Annotated in this window: 29 protein-coding genes; 28 read left to right on the top strand and 1 reads right to left on the bottom strand. The window is 37.7% G+C overall.

The window, feature by feature from the left end:
* Positions 1 to 27: 27 nt before the first annotated feature.
* The 13 genes from NSS75_RS14055 to NSS75_RS13995 all read left to right on the top strand — a co-directional run bounded on the left by NSS75_RS14055 (position 28) and on the right by NSS75_RS13995 (position 6,553).
* Positions 28 to 168: a hypothetical protein gene (locus NSS75_RS14055; protein ID WP_032679254.1), complete on the top strand. Its 141-nt coding sequence runs from the start codon at positions 28 to 30 to the stop codon at positions 166 to 168.
* A 73-nt stretch (positions 169 to 241) separates the two neighbouring features.
* Entirely contained in the window at positions 242 to 811 is a 570-nt protein-coding gene (locus NSS75_RS14050; RefSeq protein WP_339233468.1) for a helix-turn-helix transcriptional regulator, read from the top strand.
* The gene (locus tag NSS75_RS14045; RefSeq protein WP_015714340.1) at positions 808 to 1,065 is read left to right on the top strand and encodes a YqaH family protein; all 258 of its coding nucleotides are present in this window, start codon (positions 808 to 810) and stop codon (positions 1,063 to 1,065) included. The genes NSS75_RS14050 and NSS75_RS14045 overlap by 4 nt, the downstream gene beginning before the upstream one ends.
* Positions 1,062 to 1,235, top strand: coding sequence for a hypothetical protein (locus NSS75_RS14040; RefSeq protein WP_339233466.1), 174 nt, complete (start codon positions 1,062 to 1,064; stop codon positions 1,233 to 1,235). Before NSS75_RS14045 ends, NSS75_RS14040 begins: the two co-directional genes overlap by 4 nt.
* Positions 1,195 to 1,389, top strand: a complete 195-nt coding sequence (locus NSS75_RS14035; RefSeq protein ID WP_339233464.1) for a hypothetical protein — start codon at positions 1,195 to 1,197, stop codon at positions 1,387 to 1,389. The genes NSS75_RS14040 and NSS75_RS14035 overlap by 41 nt, the downstream gene beginning before the upstream one ends.
* 105 nt (positions 1,390 to 1,494) lie before the next feature.
* On the top strand, positions 1,495 to 2,454 hold the full coding sequence (locus NSS75_RS14030) for a YqaJ viral recombinase family protein (protein WP_339233462.1): 960 nt from the start codon (positions 1,495 to 1,497) through the stop codon (positions 2,452 to 2,454).
* Between the two features lie 2 nt (positions 2,455 to 2,456).
* Positions 2,457 to 3,314 (top strand): recombinase RecT, encoded by an 858-nt coding sequence (locus NSS75_RS14025; RefSeq protein WP_339233460.1) that lies wholly within the window; start codon positions 2,457 to 2,459, stop codon positions 3,312 to 3,314.
* Positions 3,315 to 3,390: 76 nt separating this feature from the next.
* Complete coding sequence (locus tag NSS75_RS14020; protein ID WP_187952997.1) at positions 3,391 to 4,068, top strand: DnaD domain protein; 678 nt, start codon at positions 3,391 to 3,393, stop codon at positions 4,066 to 4,068.
* Entirely contained in the window at positions 3,950 to 4,891 is a 942-nt protein-coding gene (locus NSS75_RS14015; RefSeq protein ID WP_339233458.1) for an ATP-binding protein, read from the top strand. The genes NSS75_RS14020 and NSS75_RS14015 overlap by 119 nt, the downstream gene beginning before the upstream one ends.
* Positions 4,882 to 5,031: a hypothetical protein gene (locus NSS75_RS14010; protein ID WP_268290700.1), complete on the top strand. Its 150-nt coding sequence runs from the start codon at positions 4,882 to 4,884 to the stop codon at positions 5,029 to 5,031. Before NSS75_RS14015 ends, NSS75_RS14010 begins: the two co-directional genes overlap by 10 nt.
* 95 nt (positions 5,032 to 5,126) lie before the next feature.
* The gene (locus NSS75_RS14005; RefSeq protein WP_268290699.1) at positions 5,127 to 5,555 is read left to right on the top strand and encodes a RusA family crossover junction endodeoxyribonuclease; all 429 of its coding nucleotides are present in this window, start codon (positions 5,127 to 5,129) and stop codon (positions 5,553 to 5,555) included.
* Positions 5,556 to 5,636: 81 nt separating this feature from the next.
* Positions 5,637 to 5,843, top strand: a complete 207-nt coding sequence (locus NSS75_RS14000; RefSeq protein WP_268290698.1) for an XtrA/YqaO family protein — start codon at positions 5,637 to 5,639, stop codon at positions 5,841 to 5,843.
* Positions 5,844 to 5,974: 131 nt separating this feature from the next.
* On the top strand, positions 5,975 to 6,553 hold the full coding sequence (locus tag NSS75_RS13995) for a sce7726 family protein (RefSeq protein ID WP_144486704.1): 579 nt from the start codon (positions 5,975 to 5,977) through the stop codon (positions 6,551 to 6,553).
* Here the strand turns inward: NSS75_RS13995 and NSS75_RS13990 are convergent.
* Positions 6,501 to 7,610: a beta family protein gene (locus tag NSS75_RS13990; protein WP_268290697.1), complete on the bottom strand. Its 1,110-nt coding sequence runs from the start codon at positions 7,608 to 7,610 to the stop codon at positions 6,501 to 6,503. The genes NSS75_RS13995 and NSS75_RS13990 overlap by 53 nt on opposite strands.
* Positions 7,611 to 7,807: 197 nt before the next feature.
* Between NSS75_RS13990 and NSS75_RS13985 the strand changes: the two genes are divergently transcribed.
* From NSS75_RS13985 to NSS75_RS13915, 15 genes are all read left to right on the top strand, one after another.
* Positions 7,808 to 9,091, top strand: coding sequence for a putative phage abortive infection protein (locus tag NSS75_RS13985; RefSeq protein WP_268290696.1), 1,284 nt, complete (start codon positions 7,808 to 7,810; stop codon positions 9,089 to 9,091).
* A gap of 96 nt (positions 9,092 to 9,187) precedes the next feature.
* Complete coding sequence (locus NSS75_RS13980) at positions 9,188 to 9,643, top strand: sigma-70 family RNA polymerase sigma factor (protein ID WP_339233452.1); 456 nt, start codon at positions 9,188 to 9,190, stop codon at positions 9,641 to 9,643.
* Between the two features lie 348 nt (positions 9,644 to 9,991).
* Entirely contained in the window at positions 9,992 to 10,225 is a 234-nt protein-coding gene (locus NSS75_RS13975; RefSeq protein ID WP_046663735.1) for a hypothetical protein, read from the top strand.
* Positions 10,226 to 10,310: 85 nt separating this feature from the next.
* A complete protein-coding gene (locus NSS75_RS13970; protein WP_268390148.1) occupies positions 10,311 to 11,054 on the top strand; it encodes a hypothetical protein in 744 nt (247 codons plus the stop codon).
* A 99-nt stretch (positions 11,055 to 11,153) separates the two neighbouring features.
* Complete coding sequence (gene terS / locus NSS75_RS13965) at positions 11,154 to 11,870, top strand: phage terminase small subunit (RefSeq protein ID WP_339233448.1); 717 nt, start codon at positions 11,154 to 11,156, stop codon at positions 11,868 to 11,870.
* Positions 11,863 to 13,158: a PBSX family phage terminase large subunit gene (locus NSS75_RS13960; protein ID WP_339233446.1), complete on the top strand. Its 1,296-nt coding sequence runs from the start codon at positions 11,863 to 11,865 to the stop codon at positions 13,156 to 13,158. Before terS ends, NSS75_RS13960 begins: the two co-directional genes overlap by 8 nt.
* Before the next feature lie 3 nt (positions 13,159 to 13,161).
* Positions 13,162 to 14,694, top strand: coding sequence for a phage portal protein (locus tag NSS75_RS13955; RefSeq protein ID WP_339233444.1), 1,533 nt, complete (start codon positions 13,162 to 13,164; stop codon positions 14,692 to 14,694).
* On the top strand, positions 14,691 to 15,605 hold the full coding sequence (locus tag NSS75_RS13950) for a phage head morphogenesis protein (protein ID WP_221777060.1): 915 nt from the start codon (positions 14,691 to 14,693) through the stop codon (positions 15,603 to 15,605). The genes NSS75_RS13955 and NSS75_RS13950 overlap by 4 nt, the downstream gene beginning before the upstream one ends.
* A gap of 56 nt (positions 15,606 to 15,661) precedes the next feature.
* Complete coding sequence (locus NSS75_RS13945; RefSeq protein WP_024122166.1) at positions 15,662 to 16,534, top strand: hypothetical protein; 873 nt, start codon at positions 15,662 to 15,664, stop codon at positions 16,532 to 16,534.
* A gap of 5 nt (positions 16,535 to 16,539) precedes the next feature.
* Positions 16,540 to 17,514 (top strand): XkdF-like putative serine protease domain-containing protein, encoded by a 975-nt coding sequence (locus tag NSS75_RS13940; RefSeq protein ID WP_339233441.1) that lies wholly within the window; start codon positions 16,540 to 16,542, stop codon positions 17,512 to 17,514.
* A gap of 18 nt (positions 17,515 to 17,532) precedes the next feature.
* Positions 17,533 to 18,468: a phage major capsid protein gene (locus tag NSS75_RS13935; protein WP_339233440.1), complete on the top strand. Its 936-nt coding sequence runs from the start codon at positions 17,533 to 17,535 to the stop codon at positions 18,466 to 18,468.
* 10 nt (positions 18,469 to 18,478) lie between these two features.
* Entirely contained in the window at positions 18,479 to 18,790 is a 312-nt protein-coding gene (locus tag NSS75_RS13930) for a YqbF domain-containing protein (protein WP_339233438.1), read from the top strand.
* A gap of 4 nt (positions 18,791 to 18,794) precedes the next feature.
* Complete coding sequence (locus NSS75_RS13925) at positions 18,795 to 19,190, top strand: DUF3199 family protein (protein ID WP_339233436.1); 396 nt, start codon at positions 18,795 to 18,797, stop codon at positions 19,188 to 19,190.
* Positions 19,187 to 19,549 (top strand): YqbH/XkdH family protein, encoded by a 363-nt coding sequence (locus tag NSS75_RS13920; RefSeq protein WP_339233434.1) that lies wholly within the window; start codon positions 19,187 to 19,189, stop codon positions 19,547 to 19,549. Before NSS75_RS13925 ends, NSS75_RS13920 begins: the two co-directional genes overlap by 4 nt.
* Positions 19,546 to 20,049, top strand: a complete 504-nt coding sequence (locus tag NSS75_RS13915) for an HK97 gp10 family phage protein (protein ID WP_327808420.1) — start codon at positions 19,546 to 19,548, stop codon at positions 20,047 to 20,049. Before NSS75_RS13920 ends, NSS75_RS13915 begins: the two co-directional genes overlap by 4 nt.
* The last annotated feature ends 5 nt before the right edge of the window (positions 20,050 to 20,054 follow it).

Genomic DNA, 20,054 nt, shown 5'->3' with positions numbered 1-20,054 from the left:
AGAATTCACAAAGGAGGCCTTTTAATTATGAAAGTCATCTTGAAAAAAGGACCGCTGTTTGAACAGGCAGAGGCCAAAGCTTACAAATATCTCAGTGGCATACTTGTTCAGCGAATGAATGAACATCAAGAAAAGTTAGCACAACAAAAGAAAAAGGAATCAGCCTAAGTCATTTATATCCAGCATGGTCTATTAACTTCAATTTTAAAACTGAAAATCGAATATATCAGGAGGCAAACATATGGAGAACAACCCATACAACATGCGGAATTTACCGCAGATTATGCGTAGTGCCCGTAAGGCTGCAGGTCTTTCCCAATACCAAATCGGCAAATTAATCGGAGGTAAGGATCAAAGGTATGTTTCAGATGTTGAAAATGGACTTGCCAAGCTCACTCCAGAGTTATGTATCAAGTGGTTTGAGAAGTGCGATGCCTATGAACATATTGATCTTGTCCATTACTTATTTAAACTTCATCCCACAGCGGCTGCTCCTATTGATCCGGCACTTAATGAATGTGCAAGTAATGCGGTGATTAATATGGTTCACCAATTGGAGGAAGCATTACAAGCAACCAAACATTTAGCCCGTTGGCTTACGGATAACCGACCAGGTAAAACAGAGGAACTGCCGATGGCTGATATTAAACAGATTTTTGATTTGATTGCGGCTAACAAAACATTGATTTATTCACTTGTTCGTACTCACGGGTTGAAAATGCAGGAGCTTGCAGATAGGTGGACGCGGAAAGCTCTAGTTGATCAAGTTGCTATGGCAAAACAAGAAGGAAGGAAGGCGGTTTCAGTATGAATACTAATCATTTCTTGAAGTCAGATGTTCCTATCGCAAAAAGAAAAATCGAATCAGCAGAAGAGCTATCAATCATGCTGTCAGAGGCATTACGTGATGGTGATTATGAAGAAGCGATTAGTCTTGCTGGAAGCATCAAGGTTCTTACTGAGGATATTAGCCGGCTGGCAAACAAAGGACGTCTTTATGAAACGGCATTGAAAATGCAACAGCAAGGTATCAACTTAACTGTAGTGAGCAGGTGTATAGGATGATGGTTCATTTTGTTCATAAGCCTGCAACTGCTTTGGAGGTTCGTAAATGGTGTGCGATGATTCGTAACAATAGAGAATTCCATCTGTTATGGGATAGACGTGCAGACAAATTCAGAGAGGAGAGTAAGAATGGTCGAAAATCCAATTGTCATAAACAACTGGCACGATAAGTTGACTGAAACGGATGTGCAAATAGATTTTTACGGTGATGAAGTAACACCAGTTGATGATTATGTAATTGATGGCGGCGAAATCATTCTCAGAGAGAACTTGGAAAGATATCTAAGGGAGCAACTTGGTTTTGAATTTAAAAATGCGCAATAAAAAAGCCCACTCGGCAAAGTGGACTTCTTTAAAGGCTATCAATAAAAACTCATGTGCAAATATTTTATCAGATAGCCTCAATAAAAACAATGGGGGTTAGGTAGTATGACAAGCAAAAGGGCTGAGGTTCATGCTAAGACTTCTGAAATGAGCCGCGATGAATGGCTTATTGAAAGGAGAAAAGGAATTGGCGGCTCAGATGCATCCGTTATCTTGGGACTAAACAAGTGGAAGACACCTTTTGAATTATGGTTAGACAAAACAGGACAGGTCCCTGTTAGTGAATTGCAAAGTGAAGCTGCTTACTTTGGATCATTGCTAGAAGACATTGTTGCAAAAGAATTTGAGATACGTAGTGGCAAGAAGGTTAGACGTAAAAAAGCAATACTCAGACATCCAGAATATAATTTCATTTTGGCTAATGTTGATCGAATGATCGTTGGTGAAAAAGCGATCCTTGAATGTAAAACAACATCAGCCTACAACTTTAAAGAATGGGAAGACGAAGAAATTCCAGAGAGCTATATCGTTCAGGTCCAGCATTATCTGGGTGTGCTTGGACCTGAATATCGGAAAGCTTATTTTGCTGTGCTGATCGGCGGAAACAAATTTGCCTGGAAAGAGATTGAGCGAGACGACGAGTTAATTGACATGATCTTTGAAGCAGAGATTGAGTTCTGGAATGACAAGGTCTTAGGCGGACAAGCTCCTGCTTTAGATGGTTCAAGTGCTGCGGAGGAATACCTCAAAAAACGATATGCCGAAACGGAAAATAACAAAGCTATTGATTTAACAGCGGCTAATCGAGAACGTATTCAACAATATTTGTGCCTAAAAGAACAGATCACAGAGCTTCAAAGCCAGGCAAAAGAATTAGAAAATCAGATCAAACATGAAATGAAGGATGCAGAGTACGGGTTTGTCGGAGGCTATCAAGCTTGTTGGAAGCCTGTTGTCTCATATCGAGTTGACACGAAAAAGCTCAAAGAGCAGTTTCCGGATATTTACGAGAAGGTCAAAAAGGAAACTAATTTCAGACGTTTTGGAATCAAGGAGGTTAGCTGACTATGGCTACTAATCAATCAATTAAAAACAACATCCAAAAAAAACAAAAAAGCGTTCCTGTTCAGCAACAAGGAGCAACCATGAAAGGCTTGCTTTCCTCACCATCCGTTATTAAGCGATTTGAGGAAGTGTTAGGGAAGAGGGCTACACAGTTTACTGCTTCTATCTTAAGCCTTTATAACAGTGAGCAGATGCTTCAGAAAACAGATCCTATGAGCGTTATTTCATCTGCGATGGTGGCAGCTACACTCGATCTACCTATAGATAAAAACTTAGGGTATGCCTGGATTGTTCCTTATGGAGGAAAGGCTCAATTCCAGCTTGGATACAAAGGATATATACAGCTTGCCTTGCGAACAGGCCAATATAAGTCCATCAATTGCATACCGATTCATGAAGGCGAATTGCAGAAGTGGAATCCGCTGACTGAGGAGATCGAGATTGATTTTGAAAAACGAGAATCTGATGCGGTAATTGGTTATGCAGCTTATTTTGAGTTGATAAATGGCTTCCGAAAAACAGTGTACTGGACAAAGGCACAAGTAGAAAAGCACAAAAAGAAATTCAGTAAGTCTGATTTTGGATGGAAAAATGACTGGGATGCGATGGCTCTTAAGACTGTATTAAAAGCAGTTTTAAGTAAGTGGGGAATTCTCTCTGTGGAAATGCAAAAAGCAGTTATTGAGGAAGATGAAACAAGGGAACAGATTGACATTACGAATGAAGCGGATAGTAGTTCAGAAATTATCGATTCCGAGCCTTCAAACAAAGACGAACCGGAAAAAACAAGCGAACAAGAAGCTGATCCTTTTGACGGCAAGCCTGTAGATATAAAAGAAGATGAACTTCCGTTCGATTGAGGTCGGCACCCGTGACATAACTGCACTCTGTGAAAGGAAGTAGGTGATTAACTTGGACATCAAAGCAATGGGGTATGTGGTCATACCCCGACTACCATTCAAAGAGTTTAGGGATGAAAAAATCTATGATCACTTGTTCAAAAGAGCTGAATACAGGCCAAATCAAGAGTTAGAACTTGGGCAGACGATTATCAAAGTTGTAGAACTTGCAAAAGACTTTAATTGGTCAGCTGCTCAGATTAAATACTCACTAGACCGAATGGAGAAACAGGGATATATCAAATTGGACCGTCTTCCACAAAAAAGAGGGTTCATCGTCACCATACTTCATTATGCAGACTACATACAGCTAGGAAATTACATGAAGAAAAAAGCTCTCGAACCAGCTGAGATCGAACATAAGGAGGTTGATGACAAAATGAAAAATGCCTTTGAGTTATATGAAAACAAAGTTGCTCGGTCAGTCGGCCCGATGGAGGCACAGCGAATTGGATACATGGTCGACGATTATGGTGAAGAAAAAGTGATGGGGGCTATCAAGACAGCGTTTCAATTAAAAGGGAAAGCAGCTAGTTTGTCATACGTTCAAGCCATCTTATCAAATCCATTCACTCAAAAGAGAAAGGAGAAACAATATGGCTATAAACAAAGCAGTCAGTATAGACACCGCATTTCAAACGATCATGCAGGAACTTCGGGAAAAGTCAGCCCGCTTTTTGGTAACAAAACAGGCCGCATCCGAAGAAAAGGCTGATTTTGATTGTCCTTATTGTAAGGATCGTGGAATTGTCGTTTATCGGGTCCATAAAGACACTCCTTGGTATTTGGATGAACAGTTAGAGCTTATGATTCCTAACGAAATGGTACCTGAAGATGACTTTCTGTTAGGAAAGGTTTGCACGCCGGACAAAGCTAGTGAATGGAAAGATACTTATTCAAAACAGTGTGAATGTGTGAGACGAAAGAAAATTGCCAGACTCATGGCAGCTAGTGGCATTACAGAAGAATTTGAAAAGCTTCTCTTTGGTAACTTCATTACAGACGGTAAGCCAGACATGATCAAAGATGCTTATGAATGTGCAGTGGAATACTATAAAGATTTTCAAAAAATCAAAGGAGAACGGCAAAACAGTATCGCATTACTTGGACAGCCAGGTAGCGGTAAAACTCATTTGCTCACGGCGATAATGAATAATCTGATCAAGAAAAAATCAGTACACTGCATGTATTTCCCTTATGTAGAGGGCATGGGTGATTTGAAAGCTGACTTTGACAATTTAGAAGCAAAACTCGATGCCATGAGAAAGGTCCAAGTTCTATTCATTGATGACTTATTCAAACCAATAAACGGGCAGCCAAGGGCAACCGATTGGCAGGTTGAACAAATTCAGTCTGTCATTAATTATCGGTACTTGAATCACAAGCCTTTGCTGATTTCTTCGGAGTTAACAATCGATGAGCTTTTGGACATTGACGAGGCTCTTGGTTCACGAATTCACCAGATGTGTCGTGATTACATAGTGATTATTAAAGGCGATCGAATGCAATTAAATCATAGGTTAGGTGATTGGGAATGAAAAAGAAAACGAATATAAAAGCAACTGGTGGACTTTATATATTTGGACCTCTAAGTCCTACAGAAGGTAAAGATCTTACACCAACAATCCGTTTACTTGAGGAAAAAATAAAGCAAATGGAGCGGATGCTGAGTGCTTAAAGCAGTCGTGTCTCTGCTGGCAATTTTACTCTCCGCACCGAGAATAGAAAAAGAAATTCAGCTATGGGAACAGCTTGATGGGAGGTAAAGAGCAGTTGGATTGCATTAAGTTCACTGTATATGGTGAGCCAGTCGCACAAGGACGGCCGCGTGGATCAATACGAAATGGGAAGGTGCATATGCGTGATCCAGCGAAATCAAAGCATTTTAAGCAGTATGTTGCATTGGTTGCGTCTCAGCATCGCCCAGAAACAATTATTACTGGTCCTGTCTCAATGGATGTCAAAGTGTACAGGCCAATGCCAAAAACAGTTTCAAACTCATCAAAGAAGAAAGAAAAAGCTGAAAAGGGTCTTCTGCGGCCGACTACAAAGCCCGACGTTGATAATTATGTAAAGGGTGTGAAAGATGCTTTGAATCATCTGATATACAAAGATGATAGTCAGGTTGTGGATCTGAAAGTTAGCAAGTTTTATAGCGAAGAGCCGAGAGTGGAAGTCATGATAAAAGAGGTTTCTGTCTAAAAATAAAAAACACCGAAGCGCTTAGCCACAGTGTTCTTGATATGAACTGGTACTTCTATCATAACATAGGGGGCGTTTTGTGTGTACAATCCAAGAGAAATAAACATCAAAAAAGACTTCACTATTCAGCAGAAAATCGACCCGGGGAAGGTTAAGATCATTGTATTAGATGGGAATCAAGGTACAGCCCATGTCTTAGATGCTCCGGAGCATGGCAAAACGGTGATCCAGACGGTAAAGGGCAACTTTGCGCGGGTTGATCATGAGATAGGGTTTAAAGTGAAATGATTCTGGAGATTCAACTTTAAAATGTGTAGTGTTTGTAAACCTTGATAGAATATAAAATCAAATTCTTCTTCTTTAAATAAGTGGGTTCTGTGTTATTATTTACCTTGATACGTTAAAAAGGGTGAAAGACATTGCGGAAACTTAGAGATAGTGATATCCGGGAAGTTTTGTTAACTCATTTGCTTAATAAATTTTCCGATGATGAAAATATAAAAATAATCAATGAATTAGGTGTTCTTCATGGACAATCTAGAGTAGATATAGCTGTGATTAATGGTATGCTTCATGGATTTGAAATTAAAAGCGAAAGCGATACATTATTAAGACTGCCAAGTCAGATAGAAGACTATAATAAGGTATTTGACAGAATGACAATAGTTGTTCAGAGAAATCATTTACATGCGGTCCGAAAAATAGTTCCAAAATGGTGGGGAATTCTTCTTGTTACAAGGAATAAAGATCAAATAAATTTAAGGGAAGTTAGAAAAGGGAGATGTAATTTGAAAGTAGACCCTTTTTCATTAACTCACTTGCTATGGAGAAATGAAGCACTCGATATTTTGAAAGAAAGAGGTTTGCAAAAAGGATACTTAAGCAAACCTCGGGCAGAATTATATGAAAAGATCTGTAATAGTTTCACTTTGGAAGAGATAAAGGTTATTGTGAACGAGCAACTAAGGAATCGTGAAAACTGGAGAGTTGATTGCTAGCCAAAGTTAAATGGTGGTTAGTTCCAACTTTCCTCCAAGTTTCTGCATTACCTGTACTATTTCTTCCATGTGCACATTCATATATATAATTGTCACCAAAAGAGTAATCCTTACCATAAAAGCTATGATGCTCAATTAGTCTTTTACATAATGTTTGAGCTTGTTGCCACTTTCCGAATTTCGGACTTCTTACTGAATGTCCTCTAAAAAATAAATAATCCTCATTTGAGGTATACCTAATATTTGCGGCCATTTGTATCAATCGAGGATCAATTGATATGTATTCAGGATTAGAAATTACATAATCACCGAATGATGGGAATCTTGATAAATTAGTTGATAATAACTTTTTGTAGATGAGCCATTCGCTTCTCGGAATGCTTCCATCTGTACCAGTTGGTATTGAAGATAAATTCTCTGGAACACTCGTTCCTATAAAGGTAAGGGTTCTCCAGTCATTTATATATGGAAGTGTTAAGAATGTACCCGCGACTAATGAAGACATACGTGATGTGTGATTGGGGTCGATGTATCTATAATCTAGTATAATATCAATTTTTTCTGGAGAGGCTGGGAATTTTCTTAAGAAAGTACTTATTAATTCATCAGTATTATCTAAATGTTTATCTGACAATCGTATGCAGTATCCTGTATCATAAGTCTCTATAATGGTATGAACAGCCTTTTCATAATTCAGACCAGAATTCGGACATATAACAGGAATTGCATTTAAATTTTCTTTTAATAATGAATCAAAAATATGTTTCAGTGGGTGTATTTTATTGACGGTCATTTCTTCGTCATCAATACATATTTGAAAAGCATCGATAAATATAGTGTTAGCACTGCCCCAAGAATTTTTTAATTGACTAGCAAAATTCTTAATATGTTCGTCAATTGTTTTTTTGGGACATTCGTTCTCGAAATCCCAGTCTATGGGCGGGATCTCTACTAACGGTGTAATTTTATTTTTAATTTTGTCATCAAGTTCTTTAATTGCATTTTGTTCACCTCTTTTCCACCTTAATACTGGAACATAATGATTTTCATTAAACATACTAAAAACCTCCAATTTTTTAGGATAAATGTATTACGAACCGAAAAAACAAAGGTTTCATAAATTCAGAAAAATTATTACATTCTTTTTGAAATTCAACTTGATTATGAAAATACTCGATGAAATCGATGATTTAAATGAGGCTTTCTATATCGTAACTGAAGATTTTTTAAAATGATTATTTCAGGGGTGATTTAATGTTTAAAAGAATACTTAATTATTTAAAATCAAGTGAAAATAGATGGCTAATTGTTGGATGGGTGTTTGTTTTTGTAGCTGTACTGACTCCTACAGTGCTACTAATTAAATTAAATAGCAGTTTGAATCTTGAGAAGTTTGGGTCTTTAGGATCGATTGGAGATTTTCTAGGTGGAACCACTGTTGGATTATTATCGCTTGCCAGTATAGTTTTTGTTGTAGCCACTATCTCAATGCAGAAGAAAGAGCTAGCGCTACAAAGAAAAGAACTAACTATGCAAAAGGATGAACTAAAAAAGACAAGAGAAGAATTCGAACTTTCTAATAAAACTTTGTTAAAACAGCAGTTTGAAAATACATTTTTTAATATGATTAATCTGCATCACAATATTTTAAAGGACTTAAAATTAGAGAAAAATGAAAAAGTTTTCTCAGGAAGATATGTATTTGAGCAACAATATGAACAATTAAAGAGACTTTATAACAATGTAATTAAACAAGATTTTTTTAATGAGACAATTCATCAACTTGTTAATAGTGAAGAAATAGAAAAAACAAATCAAATAACTAAAATACTTTACTTAAAAGAAAAGAGAGATGAGGTATTCGATTTATTGGAAGAAAATATTTCTTCTTATACTTATTATGACCAATATGACGAAATACAAATTGATTCGCGCTATTATGAAGCTGAAGAAAAAATTTATAATGAAACAGATACATATTGGTTAAAGATTAAAAAAGATGCAGAAACTTATTTTGAAAATAACATGAAGAATAATAGGGAAGTTTGTAGAGAGTATTTGTTAACGACAAAAAGAATGTTTGATTATGTACTTAAAGAACAAGAGAGTAATAAAATAAGTAAAGATTTTTTTTTCGATGATATCACAATTAACTTTTTACTTGAATTTAAGAAGAACTTTCTACTTTCTCCTTTAAAGCGTTTGAAGAATAATGCTTATGAGTTAATGTATGATCGAAATGAAGAAGTAATAGGACATTATTTTAGAAACCTTTATAGGATTATAAAGTTTATACAGGATGAAAAGTTTAGTACAGATATAGAAGAAAATGAATTAGAACAAAGGAAATATAGAGGCATTCTTCGTGCTCAACTTTCATCAATTGAATTATTAATGCTTTTCTATAACATAACTTATTCAGAAAAAGGAAAGAAGTTTTCTGATTTGATTTTAAATAAAAATTTTTTTGATGATCATTTAGTGAAATCAAAATTTTTATGGACAAATGATAGTCAAGAATTAAGAAAAATTAATTAAACTAGTCCAAGATGGAAAGCCTGCGGACACTGAACTTACAGCATTTACGCTGTTTGTTTGGTGTCCGTTTTTTATTTGAAAAAGGAGGACACAATCATGAATCGAAAAGATATTGAAAATCTAATCAATAGCTATCACTGGATGGTGAAAGAGGTTCGTCGTTTGCAGAGGGTACTCTATGGTTCAGTAATTCCAATGAAGAATTGGGGTGTTGCACAATATGGATTAGAAGCAGCTATGCCGAAAGGAAGTCCTGGGAAGAGTCAGGCTGAATTGCGGCAAATGGATATGAGAGAAGAACGTCTTTTCAAACGTCTTAAGTATTATGAGGAACGAGTATATGCGGTGGAGGTAGGTGCCGAAAAGATCAAAGGTGAGCAGCACAAAGTTATTTATGATTGCATGATGGAGGGGATTAGCTACCGTGCTATTGCTCTTCACTTAGGTATCTCACGGGAAACGGTACGAAAAATGAAAGACGAATTGATCAGCCAATTATGCCAAGATTGCCACTTTGAGCGTTTATTGAATCTGAAAAAATCTGTGGTGTAAAATGGGAGGCAGGTCGGCGCGGATCATTTAATCATTCGCGTTAGGAATAAATTAAAAAACAAAAAACCTCTCTCCTAACGGAGAAAGGCATGAGCGATTGCAATCAAAATTGCGACTGCAAACTCCCGGGAAATTTTGATGTGGATTTCCATAACCACACCCCCCTCTAGGCGAGTAAGGATTTCGACTTGTTCGGATTAACCGTGAGAGCCGCGCTCACCTAGCTTACAAAAGCTTGAAATAATTTTAATATAAAAAAGGATCTGTGTAATGCGTAATCGTTCGACAAATTCTGCAAAATGTTCTTTGTCGAAACCTTTTGCCGATATTAAGGTGGGAGGTGAAAACGTGACAAGAACAATTAATGTTAATCAGCAACATTTGTTAGAACAGTTAGCAGGCGGGTCAGTAAACCGTCAATGCACAATAGAAGCTCTAATTGATATTCTCATCGATAAAAAGGTATTTACTGAAGAAGAATTCGTTAAATATCAAATGCATCATTTAGAACAATCAGCAGATGAGCACTCTGCGGAGCTTTTAGGTATCAGTAAAGAAGATTACATAAAGAGCAGAAAATAAGCATCGTGATTTTTTTGTCGACAAATTTTGCAAATAGTTCCATTGTTGATGACAATAACCGATAATAAGGTGGGAGGGTGAATAAATGGTAAACAAACCGACTACCGAGATTGTATTGGATATATCAGATAAATTGGCTGGGGTTTTAAATAATAACCATACTTCTTTGATAGGGATTTTAGCGCCATATGTGATAGCAATTGCTTCAGTAATTGCTTCTGTAATATTAGGAGTACTATCTTATAATTCAGCTAAGTCTGCACAGCGTATATCATATGAGATTGGGAAGCAGAATATTGAGGCGTTAGATAAAAGCAGGTATATAGAAATTATAAGTAAAGAAAGAGCACAATGGATTGAAAAGTTAAGAAATATTTTTCATGACTTTAATGAATCAGTTCATTTATATTCATTAGAGTTAGATAGAATAAAAGGTTTTATAAATATTAAACCAGAAGAAGAATTAGAACTTAAAAGGCTTAAAAATAATATTCAACATAACTGGGCAAAAACTTTTTTATATATTAACCCATCTGAAAAAGTGACCCAAAAGTTAGATGATTTAATTAATAATGAGCTTTATAAAATTTTATTTATTGAAAAAGCTCTATATTCTAGATTCGATCCTAAACAAGTAAATGAAATTCACCCCGAAATAATATTTATACAAAATGTAATACTAAAATCGGAGTGGAAAAGATTAAAATTAGAAGTTGAAGGTGGCCGTGAACTAAATGAAGAGGAAGTCAATTTTATTTTTATGGAAGTGGCCAAAAATCAACATGAAGAATTCTATGAAAAATTATTAAAAACAGAGTTAGCTAATTAAGCCTTCTATCTAAGAATGCTTTTTTAAATTCTCTATAAACTGCTTCCGGTAGCCTTTTCCAAAACAACACGAATCAGAAGGAGGCAACAATAAATGTAGATGGTTGAAAAGCACATAAAGGCGTATAAGGATTACGTCAAAGGCATGAAATACAAGGACCTTGCCGAGAAATACGGGGTGTCAGTGAACACCATTAAATCATGGAAACAGCGGCATGGTTGGAAAAGAAAAAAGTGTGCACCTATTTCAAAAAGTATGCACACAAATAAAGGTGGGCAGCCAGGTAACAAAAATGCTTTAGGGAATAAGGGCGGCGCACCAAAGGGAAATCAAAACGCTGTGACTCATGGATTCTTCTCAAAGTTCCTACCAGAAGAAACACTATCGATTATGGAAGGGATTCAAGAACGTTCGCCTGTCGATATGATATGGGATCAGATACAGATTCAATATGCTGCAATTATAAGGGCACAAAAAATCATGTTCGTTTCTGACAAGGAAGAAATGATCAAGGAACAGAAAAAGAAAAAGTCTGTTCTATCCGAGACAAATGAAGTCGAAGAGGAAGAATACGAATTCCAATTTTCTTGGGACCGTCACGCCACATTCTTAAATGCTCAATCACGGGCAATGGCAGAACTCAGAAACCTTATAAAGCAGTTTGACGAATTAGCCCATACTGAGGACGAACGACGCCTTAAATTGGAGCATATGCGTTTAAGTATAGACAAGAAAAAATTAGAGATTGAAGAACTTACAGAAGAAGATAAACCTTTTGAGATCACCATTGTGAACAAAGGTGATGACAGTGATTAAACAAGTAAACCCTCATTTTAAAGAATTTCTTTTTGACTGGAATCAAAAGTTTCAATTCTTAGTAGGCGGTTATGGATCATCCAAAAGTTATCATGTGGCACTCAAGATTGTTCTGAAATTGCTAAAAGAAAAGCGTACTGCACTTGTTATTAGAGAAGTGTACGACACACATAGGGACTCCACATTTTCTCTATTTGATGAACTTGTAAGTGATCTGAAATTAGATCATATCGTTAGTTGTGTATCTTCTCCTATGCAGATTCGATTTTCAAATGGCAGCCGCATCATCTTTAAAGGGATGGATAAGCCAGCCAAACTTAAATCGATTAATAATATTTCACTCATTTGGATTGAGGAATGTTCTGAAGTGAAGTATGAGGGATTCAAGGAGCTGTTAGGACGTCTTCGTCACCCGACTTTGCCGCTCCACATGATACTCTCAACAAATCCAGTCGGAGAGGACAATTGGACTTTTAAGCATTTTTTTAAAGACGACCGAGAGAAGCGGTTTGTACTGGATGATAAGGAGCTTTATGAAAAGCGGATAATCGTTAGCAACGACACCTATTATCATCACTCAACGGCAGATGATAATCTTTTTCTGCCAGAAAGCTATGTCCAGCAACTTGAAGAATTGAAGACATACGATCCAGACCTTTACCGAATTGCGCGGAAAGGTCATTTTGGCGTGAATGGAATTCGGGTACTACCGCAGTTTGAAGAACGGCCACATGAAGAGGTTATGACTGCAATCTCTAATATTAACCGTCCACTTAAACGAGTTGGCATGGACTTTGGTTTTGTTGAGTCGTATAACGCCGTTGTTAGGGTTGCTGTGGATCACGAGAAGAAATATCTCTATATCTACTGGGAGTATTACAAAAATGGACTGACGGATGATAAGACAGCCGAAGAACTCAAGGAATTTGCAGTGACTAAAGAATTAATCAAGGCGGATTCTGCAGAGCCAAAGACAATACGTTACTTTCAGCAACACGGTTTCAATATGGTGGGCGCTCGTAAGTACCAAGGATCACGACTCCAATACACAAAGAAGATCAAACGGTTCAAGAAGATTATTTGCTCTGATCGTTGCGAGAACACGATTTATGAACTTAAACCGCTCACTTATGCTACCGATAAGCTGGGGAACATCTTAGAAGACGAGTTCACCATAGACCCACATACACTGTCAGCTATTTGGTATGCACTTGATGACTACGAGGTAACTGATTTGAAAGAAGAATCTAAAGGAAGACCGCAAAGATCAAGACCAGGAAGGAGGTAAAGTATGTCAAAACAATCTGTTAAAGCACGAGTGATCAAAGCCTCACCACCTACTGAATCAACAAAACAAATCTATGAAGATGAATTTGCGGACAGTTATGACAGCAACATTTTGCCGCCTCCGTATAATCTTAAAGAATTAAAGATGATTGCTGAGTATTCAACGATCTTACAGCAATGTGTTGATGCCTACAGGACAAATATTGTGGGTTTTGGATTTGATTTTGAGTACTCGTTTGATGTGAATTCGCCAGATGTGAAAAACAATGAAAAAACAGAAGCTGAAAGTGAATGGACAAAGCTTGAAGAGTTCGTTAAATATCTTCACTTTGATGAGTCAGCTGAGACTTTACTCGGCTTTGTTATTGAAGACCGAGAAAAGACAGGAAATGGTTTTATTGAGGTCATTCGAAATGGTGAAAATAAGCCGGCTGGTATTGAGTATATGGACGTTCAAAATGTTCGTGTTTGTAAATTGTCTGAACCAATTGAAGTTGATTTTACATACTTCGAAAAAGGACAAATGAAATCAATCAAAAGAGAAAAACGATTTCGCAAGTATGTTCAGATGATTGACGGTCGTATGGTTTACTTTAAAGAATATGGTGATCCTCGTACTTTAAATTTAGAGACAGGCCAATATGATGAACAGACTCCATTCGAAAAACAAGCAAATGAAGTGGTTCATTTCAAAATAGGAAGCGGTACTTATGGAAAGCCTCGATGGATCGGCCATATTGTTAATCTGTACGGAGCTCGTAAAGCAGAAGAGCTGAACTTCATGTACTTCAAGCAAGGTAGACATATTCCCGCTGCTATTACAATTGAAAATGGTATGTTGTCAGAAGACTCATACACGCAATTGCAGGATTATATGAATGGGCTTGAAGGGGTGGAGAACGCTCATAAGTTCCTATTACTTGAAGCAGAAGGCATAGAGAAGGGGAAAAACATTCATGGTGATGAAGAGATTGCTCCAGTGAAAGTCGATATTAAATCACTTGCTGAAATCCTTCAAGAGGATGCCTTGTTTCTGGAATATGACCAAAAGAGCCGAGACAAAATTCGATCGGCTTTTCGTTTGCCTCCACTTTATACAGGTGAAGCCCAAGATTACAACAGAGCGACAGCAGACACAGCAAGAAAGATTACTGAGGAACAAGTATTTCAGCCTGAACGAAAATTAATCACAGGTAAACTGAATGCTTTATTTCTAAATGATCTTGAAATTCATAAGGTTCGTCTTATGTTGAAAGGGCCTGACTTTAGAGACCCGCTTGAGATTGCTAAGGTTTTAACACCGTTTATAACAGCTGGTGCAGTTTCTCCGAATGATCTACGTGATTTAGCTGGGAGAGTTCTTGGTAAGACGCTTGAGGAATGGCCTGAGGAAGAATACAATAGGCCGCTTGGTAAGACTAACGAGTCGTCTGCTTCTGATCCTTCGGCTACGCTGTTTAAATCTAAGGCCGGTACTCCTGATATGATTGGATTATTAAAAGATATGCGGGATGTTTTGGAGGATCTGAAGAGATGAACAAAACAGATAAACTGCTGGAAAGTCTAAATGCTTTTATTAAAAAAGCCGAGGAAGATGAGATGAAGAATCTAATGGAGAGTGTACCTGATTTCCCCGGCCTTTCTAAGATACCCAAATTTGTTGAAGAATATGAAAAAGGAATCGCCAAATTGCTCAGACGCCAGCGTAAGAAGTATTTAGACGGTCTGAATGGTTTTGTAAGCAAAGATTCGAAAGCGACTTTAGAAGCGCTTCTAGTGTTTTTTACACAGAACCTATTCGCGGAGGATGATTTCGAGGAAGAATTTCAGGAACTGACCGAGGGATTCTTGCAGCAGACCATTGAAGAACTGGCCGAAGTGATCATGGACTCTATAGATCCGGAAGTGCCTTTTAAGGTCTTATCCAATCGTACAATTAATTGGATTAAGGGTTGGTCTGAAAAACTGGCTCAGATCATGAAGTTAAACACTCATGAAGCAGTAGAAAACGTGCTGACGGATGCAATCGAAAACGGTTCTACAATCCAAGACATTGAGTTGACTCTCAAAGACATGCCACAATTTGATAGGGAGCGGGCGCGTACCACGGCCATCACTGAAGTGCTTGCTGCTTCCTCTGCCGCTCAGCATGAGTCATATGCACAATCGCCGGCAGTTAAGAAAAAGAAATGGCGGCACAGCGGAGGGAAGAAAAACAACCCGCGTGAGAATCATATTGATCTTGATGGCACAGTAATTGGCGTAGATGAAGAATTTCAGATACCAGGTAGTGGCGAGACATGCATGTTTCCACGAGATCCTAAACTATCTGCAGGTGAGCGGGTTCATTGCCATTGTGTTCTATCACCTGTGGTAGATAACGATATCTTAGGGTTGTCAGCTGAGGAAAAGGAAAAGATTCGAAGAGAAGCTTTAAAAGAAATTTAGAGAACCATTGAAACCCTGGCTATTTTATTTCGTAAAGTAAAATAGGAGGGGAGTATATGGAAACAATTTTAACATGTTTAAAAGACTATGGAGCATTATTAGGGTCCATTGTGACTGTGATCCTAACATCAATCTTGGTAATGCAACGGAACAAACTGAAAAGAAATGAAACTATTTTAACTGAAAGTCTAATGGAAGCAAGCGGGTCTCTTTTCTTCTCCATTAAAAACATATTAAATAAAGTTAAGATTACTGATATTACTGAAGAACTGAAAGAGTTTTTTGATAAATACTCAAAAGACCACAATTCACTTGTTAAATTAAAAGATAAGCGTATTATTAAACGGTTTGTAGAACTAGAGGAACTTTATTATGTCTATCTTTCAGAAAAAACCAGTGAAAATCTAGATAGACTTATGACCAAGTTTGTAATTCTGAAAAATGATATTGAGCAGGTGTTTTATACGGAACACAAGGTTGTTAATAAAGAAGTACGATGGTATTTAATTATTGAAAGTAAAGAAAATATATGGTTCCGAATGCTGTTGAGGGGATATAGGTATTTTAGTCACACTGTTATTTTTGCAGCCTTTTTGGATATCATTATGGTGTATGTAACTATAACAGACAGGTTTTCAGAAGAACATATGCTAGAAGGTATTTATGGTTGGGTTTTCTTATTCACCCAGTTGATTTCTATCTTGTTGGTATTTGTTCTATTTGTAAATTTTATGATTCATTTAACTGAAGAAGAAAAAGATAATTGGGGAACTAAATTTTGTAGATTTATAATACCTAAACGTTTGGTTCAAAGATTTCCTTTCTTAAGGAGATTTACTGAGGGAGATAATGAAGTTAATAGCGAAAAGAGAGCAATTAAGGAGTATGAAGAGAAATACAAACAATGGTTAAATCGTGAAAGGAGGTGAACAACATGCCAAGAGAATTAGTAAATGCAAAAATCACACATGTTTCGTATGTAGACAAGGCTGCTAATCAAAAGCAGTTCTTTTTTATGAAGTCAGAAGAAAAGCCGGTATTTCAAAAAGAAGTCAAGGTTCTTACCAAAGAAGCGGACGAGCAAAAACTTGTGTACGGTATCGTATATGAGCCGGATACAGTAGACGCCCACGGTGATTTCATGACAGCTGCAGAAATCGAAAAAGCCGCTCATGGATTCCTGAAAGATGCCCGAGAAATTGACAAGCAACATGATTTTCAGGGCGGTGTTGGTGAGGTGGTTGAGTCCTATGTCGCACCGGCAAACTTTGAAATGAATGGGGAAACCATTAAAAAGGGTTCATGGGTTCTTGTGACAAAGGCTTCAGAAGAAGTATGGGAGCAAATCAAAAAAGGCGAAATTACCGGTTATTCAATGGCTGGTACTGCCGAAACAATTGAAAAGCAAGAAGAAAAGCCCGTTTCTCAAGAGAAAACAGATGAGAAAGGGCTTTTTAATTTGCTCAAAAACTTTTTTATGGGTAAACAACAACAATCATATGAAGAGCCAGTTGAAAAGGCAGGGAGAAAGTTTTCCGCTTCAAACCTGCAGGAAATTAAAAATGCTCATACTGCTCTCGGTAACTTGCTGAGTCAGGTTGAGACAGAAGAGGAGGAAAAAGAAATGACTTCGGAGGAAGTAACGAAATCAATTCAAGCCGCTTTAGAGCCGATTGAGAAGCGGCTGGCAGATCTAGAAAAAGAAGAAGATCCTAAAAAGAAAGATAAAGAAAAAACAGACGAAGAGGTTGAAAAAGAGGGCGAGAAGTTGAAAAAGGCAATATCAGAAGCTGTTCAACCGCTCGTTGATCGAATTGAAGCAATCGAAAAAAAACGTGGAACATCTAAGCAAACCGAAGAATCGGGTTCTGAACAAATTCAAAAATCAATCTGGTCAGGGTTGTTTTAATGGATAAGGAGGATACGAATGAGAAATCAAGAGGTTATTAATAAAGCAGAAATGACGCTTTCTACTTTAGAGAGCGGCGGGATTATGAACCCTACTCAAGCTTCAACTTTTATTCGAATGGTTCAAGATTCGCCAACTATTTTAAGAGATGCGCGTGTTATTCAAATGGACCATGACACACAGAAAATCGAGAAGATCGGTTTTGGTCAGCGTATTTTAAGGGCAGCCCAAGAAGGAGTTGCGTTAACTAAAGATCAAAAATCAGTTCCATCAACTAGCACAGTTAACTTAAGCACAAAAGAAGTTATTGCTGAAGTTAACATCACTTATGACACACTTGAAAACAACATCGAAAAAGATGGCCTTCAAAATACAATCATGCAAATGATAGCTGAACGTGCTGCGGTTGATATTGAAGAGTTGCTTGTAAATGGGGATACATCTTCGTCCGACTCATATCTTGCACAATTAGATGGCATCAGAAAACAAGCTACATCTCATATTGTCGATGCTGCAGGTGAGGAACTGACACGCCAAACATTTAAACGAGGATACAAAGCTGTACCTCCTAAATATTTGCGAATTCCGCAGGAGTTCCGTTTCTATACATCGCCTGGTATTGAGGTTGAATGGAAAGATCGTGTAGCGGATCGTCAAACGAACTTAGGGGATGCAGCTGTTCAAGGTGGTCTTTCTTCTGCGTTTGGTGTTCCGGTCAAAGGTATTGCAAATTTACAGCCTTATACGATTGGAGAGGGAGATACTGCAGCCGATGTTTCTGATATCATCCTAACTCATCCGAAGAATATTATTCTCGGATTCTCTCGTAACATTCGAATTGAAGTAGATAAGGACATTCGTCGCCGTATGTTTATCATTGTTTTGACAGCGAAATTGGATAGTGTTTTTGAAGAAGAGGACGCCGTAGCCAAGATCGTGAAAGTGAAGGAGTAGGTGGTCTGGCGTGTATACTGCAAAGCTTATTAAAGGCAAAACATACAATGTTATGGGAATAACCTTTCGAGCAGGTGTCAGTCAAACAGTATCGAAAAAGCTCTATGAGTATTTAAATGAAAATCCATATTTTGTACTAACCCAAGAGCTTAATAATCAAAAGGAGGATCCGATAAATTATACTGAATCGGAATTGAAAGGTATGAATAAAGCAGAGCATGAATCCATTATTTCTAATCTTGGTGGCAATCCGTCTGACTTCAAAAACGCAGATGAAAGAATTGCCTACATCCTTAACCAAATAGATAACAAAGGGGAGTGACCTTATGCTGTTAATCACTCCTGATGAATTAAAGAGTTATTCAGTTTTTGAGTCTGTAAAGACCAGGCCTGACGAGTTGTTAAAACAGGATATCCTTGAGGCTACTGCTGATATCATTCTTAAAGTTGGACATGACTTTTCAGATGCAGAGTATATTCCTTTGCCTGAAACGGTTCGACTGGCCCTATTAAAGTTGTCGCAGTTTTATGCTCTTATAAATGGCGACGAGTCAATTATTAAAGGATATACAACTGAAAAGATTGGTGATTATTCTTATACTCTAGGGGATGGCAGTTCTCTTCAAGAACCTGATGTGTATGCATTAATAAAAGATTATGTGAAACCGGCTAACCCTGATTTAGAAGGGATTGAAGCGAAAGTGCGGATGAGATCAATATGAGTTATCAATCATTATTGACTCACAGATGTGACATTTACCATCTGCAGGAGAAAAAAGAAAATAGAAAGCAAAAATTCGGGGTGCCGGTTGAAGATGTTCAACCGGTTTTTTCGTACCCTGATGAGCCGGACATAGAAAATCAGCCGTGTTTTTTTATAGAAAAGAGTCAGTCCATTATCCAACAAGAACCGAATGTAGCTATTTATCAATCATTCCTTGTGCATTTCCCTGCTACTACTGATATTCGAGTAAATGACAGGGTGGTTTGGGATGGTACTGCTTATAAATTACAGAAGCCCCGCAAAGTCAGGAATCATCATTGGGAAGTGACGGCAGTACGGGAGGTTGAATGTTTGTGAAGATCAAAGGTCTTGATCAGTTCATTCAGTCATTAAACCGTGCTTCTCGCGGAGAATTGAAAGGGAAATACGAGGAGTGGCTTGAAGCTATGGGTTTTGAGTTCCTAGACATTATTCAAGATGAAATTATCAGGACGAAGACGGTAGACACACGCCGCTTGCTTAATTCCTTTCAGAAAGGTGACCAGGATAATATCTTTTCAATGACAAAAGGCAGCTTAAAGTTGGATGTTGGAACAAATCTGGAATACGCCTCATACGTGAATGACGGGCACTTTACGATCGATCCGTCTAAAAATCAGGATAGACGGTGGGTCCCAGGGCGGTGGAAAGGCGACCGTTTCGAGTATGACCCTGCTGAAAGAAATTCCGGCATGCTGCTGAAGTTCCAATGGGTAGACGGTTCTGGGTTTTGGGATAATGCCATGGCTGTATTTCAGTTGATGTTTGAGAGAAGCCTTGAGCGGAAGCTGCAGCAATGGATTGATGAAGAATTTTAAGGCGG

This window comes from Bacillus sp. FSL K6-1012 (assembly GCF_037964915.1).
GTDB lineage: Bacteria > Bacillota > Bacilli > Bacillales > Bacillaceae > Bacillus > Bacillus halotolerans.
Note: the sequence above shows the minus strand (reverse complement) of the source record. Positions and strands in the feature narration are given on the sequence as shown.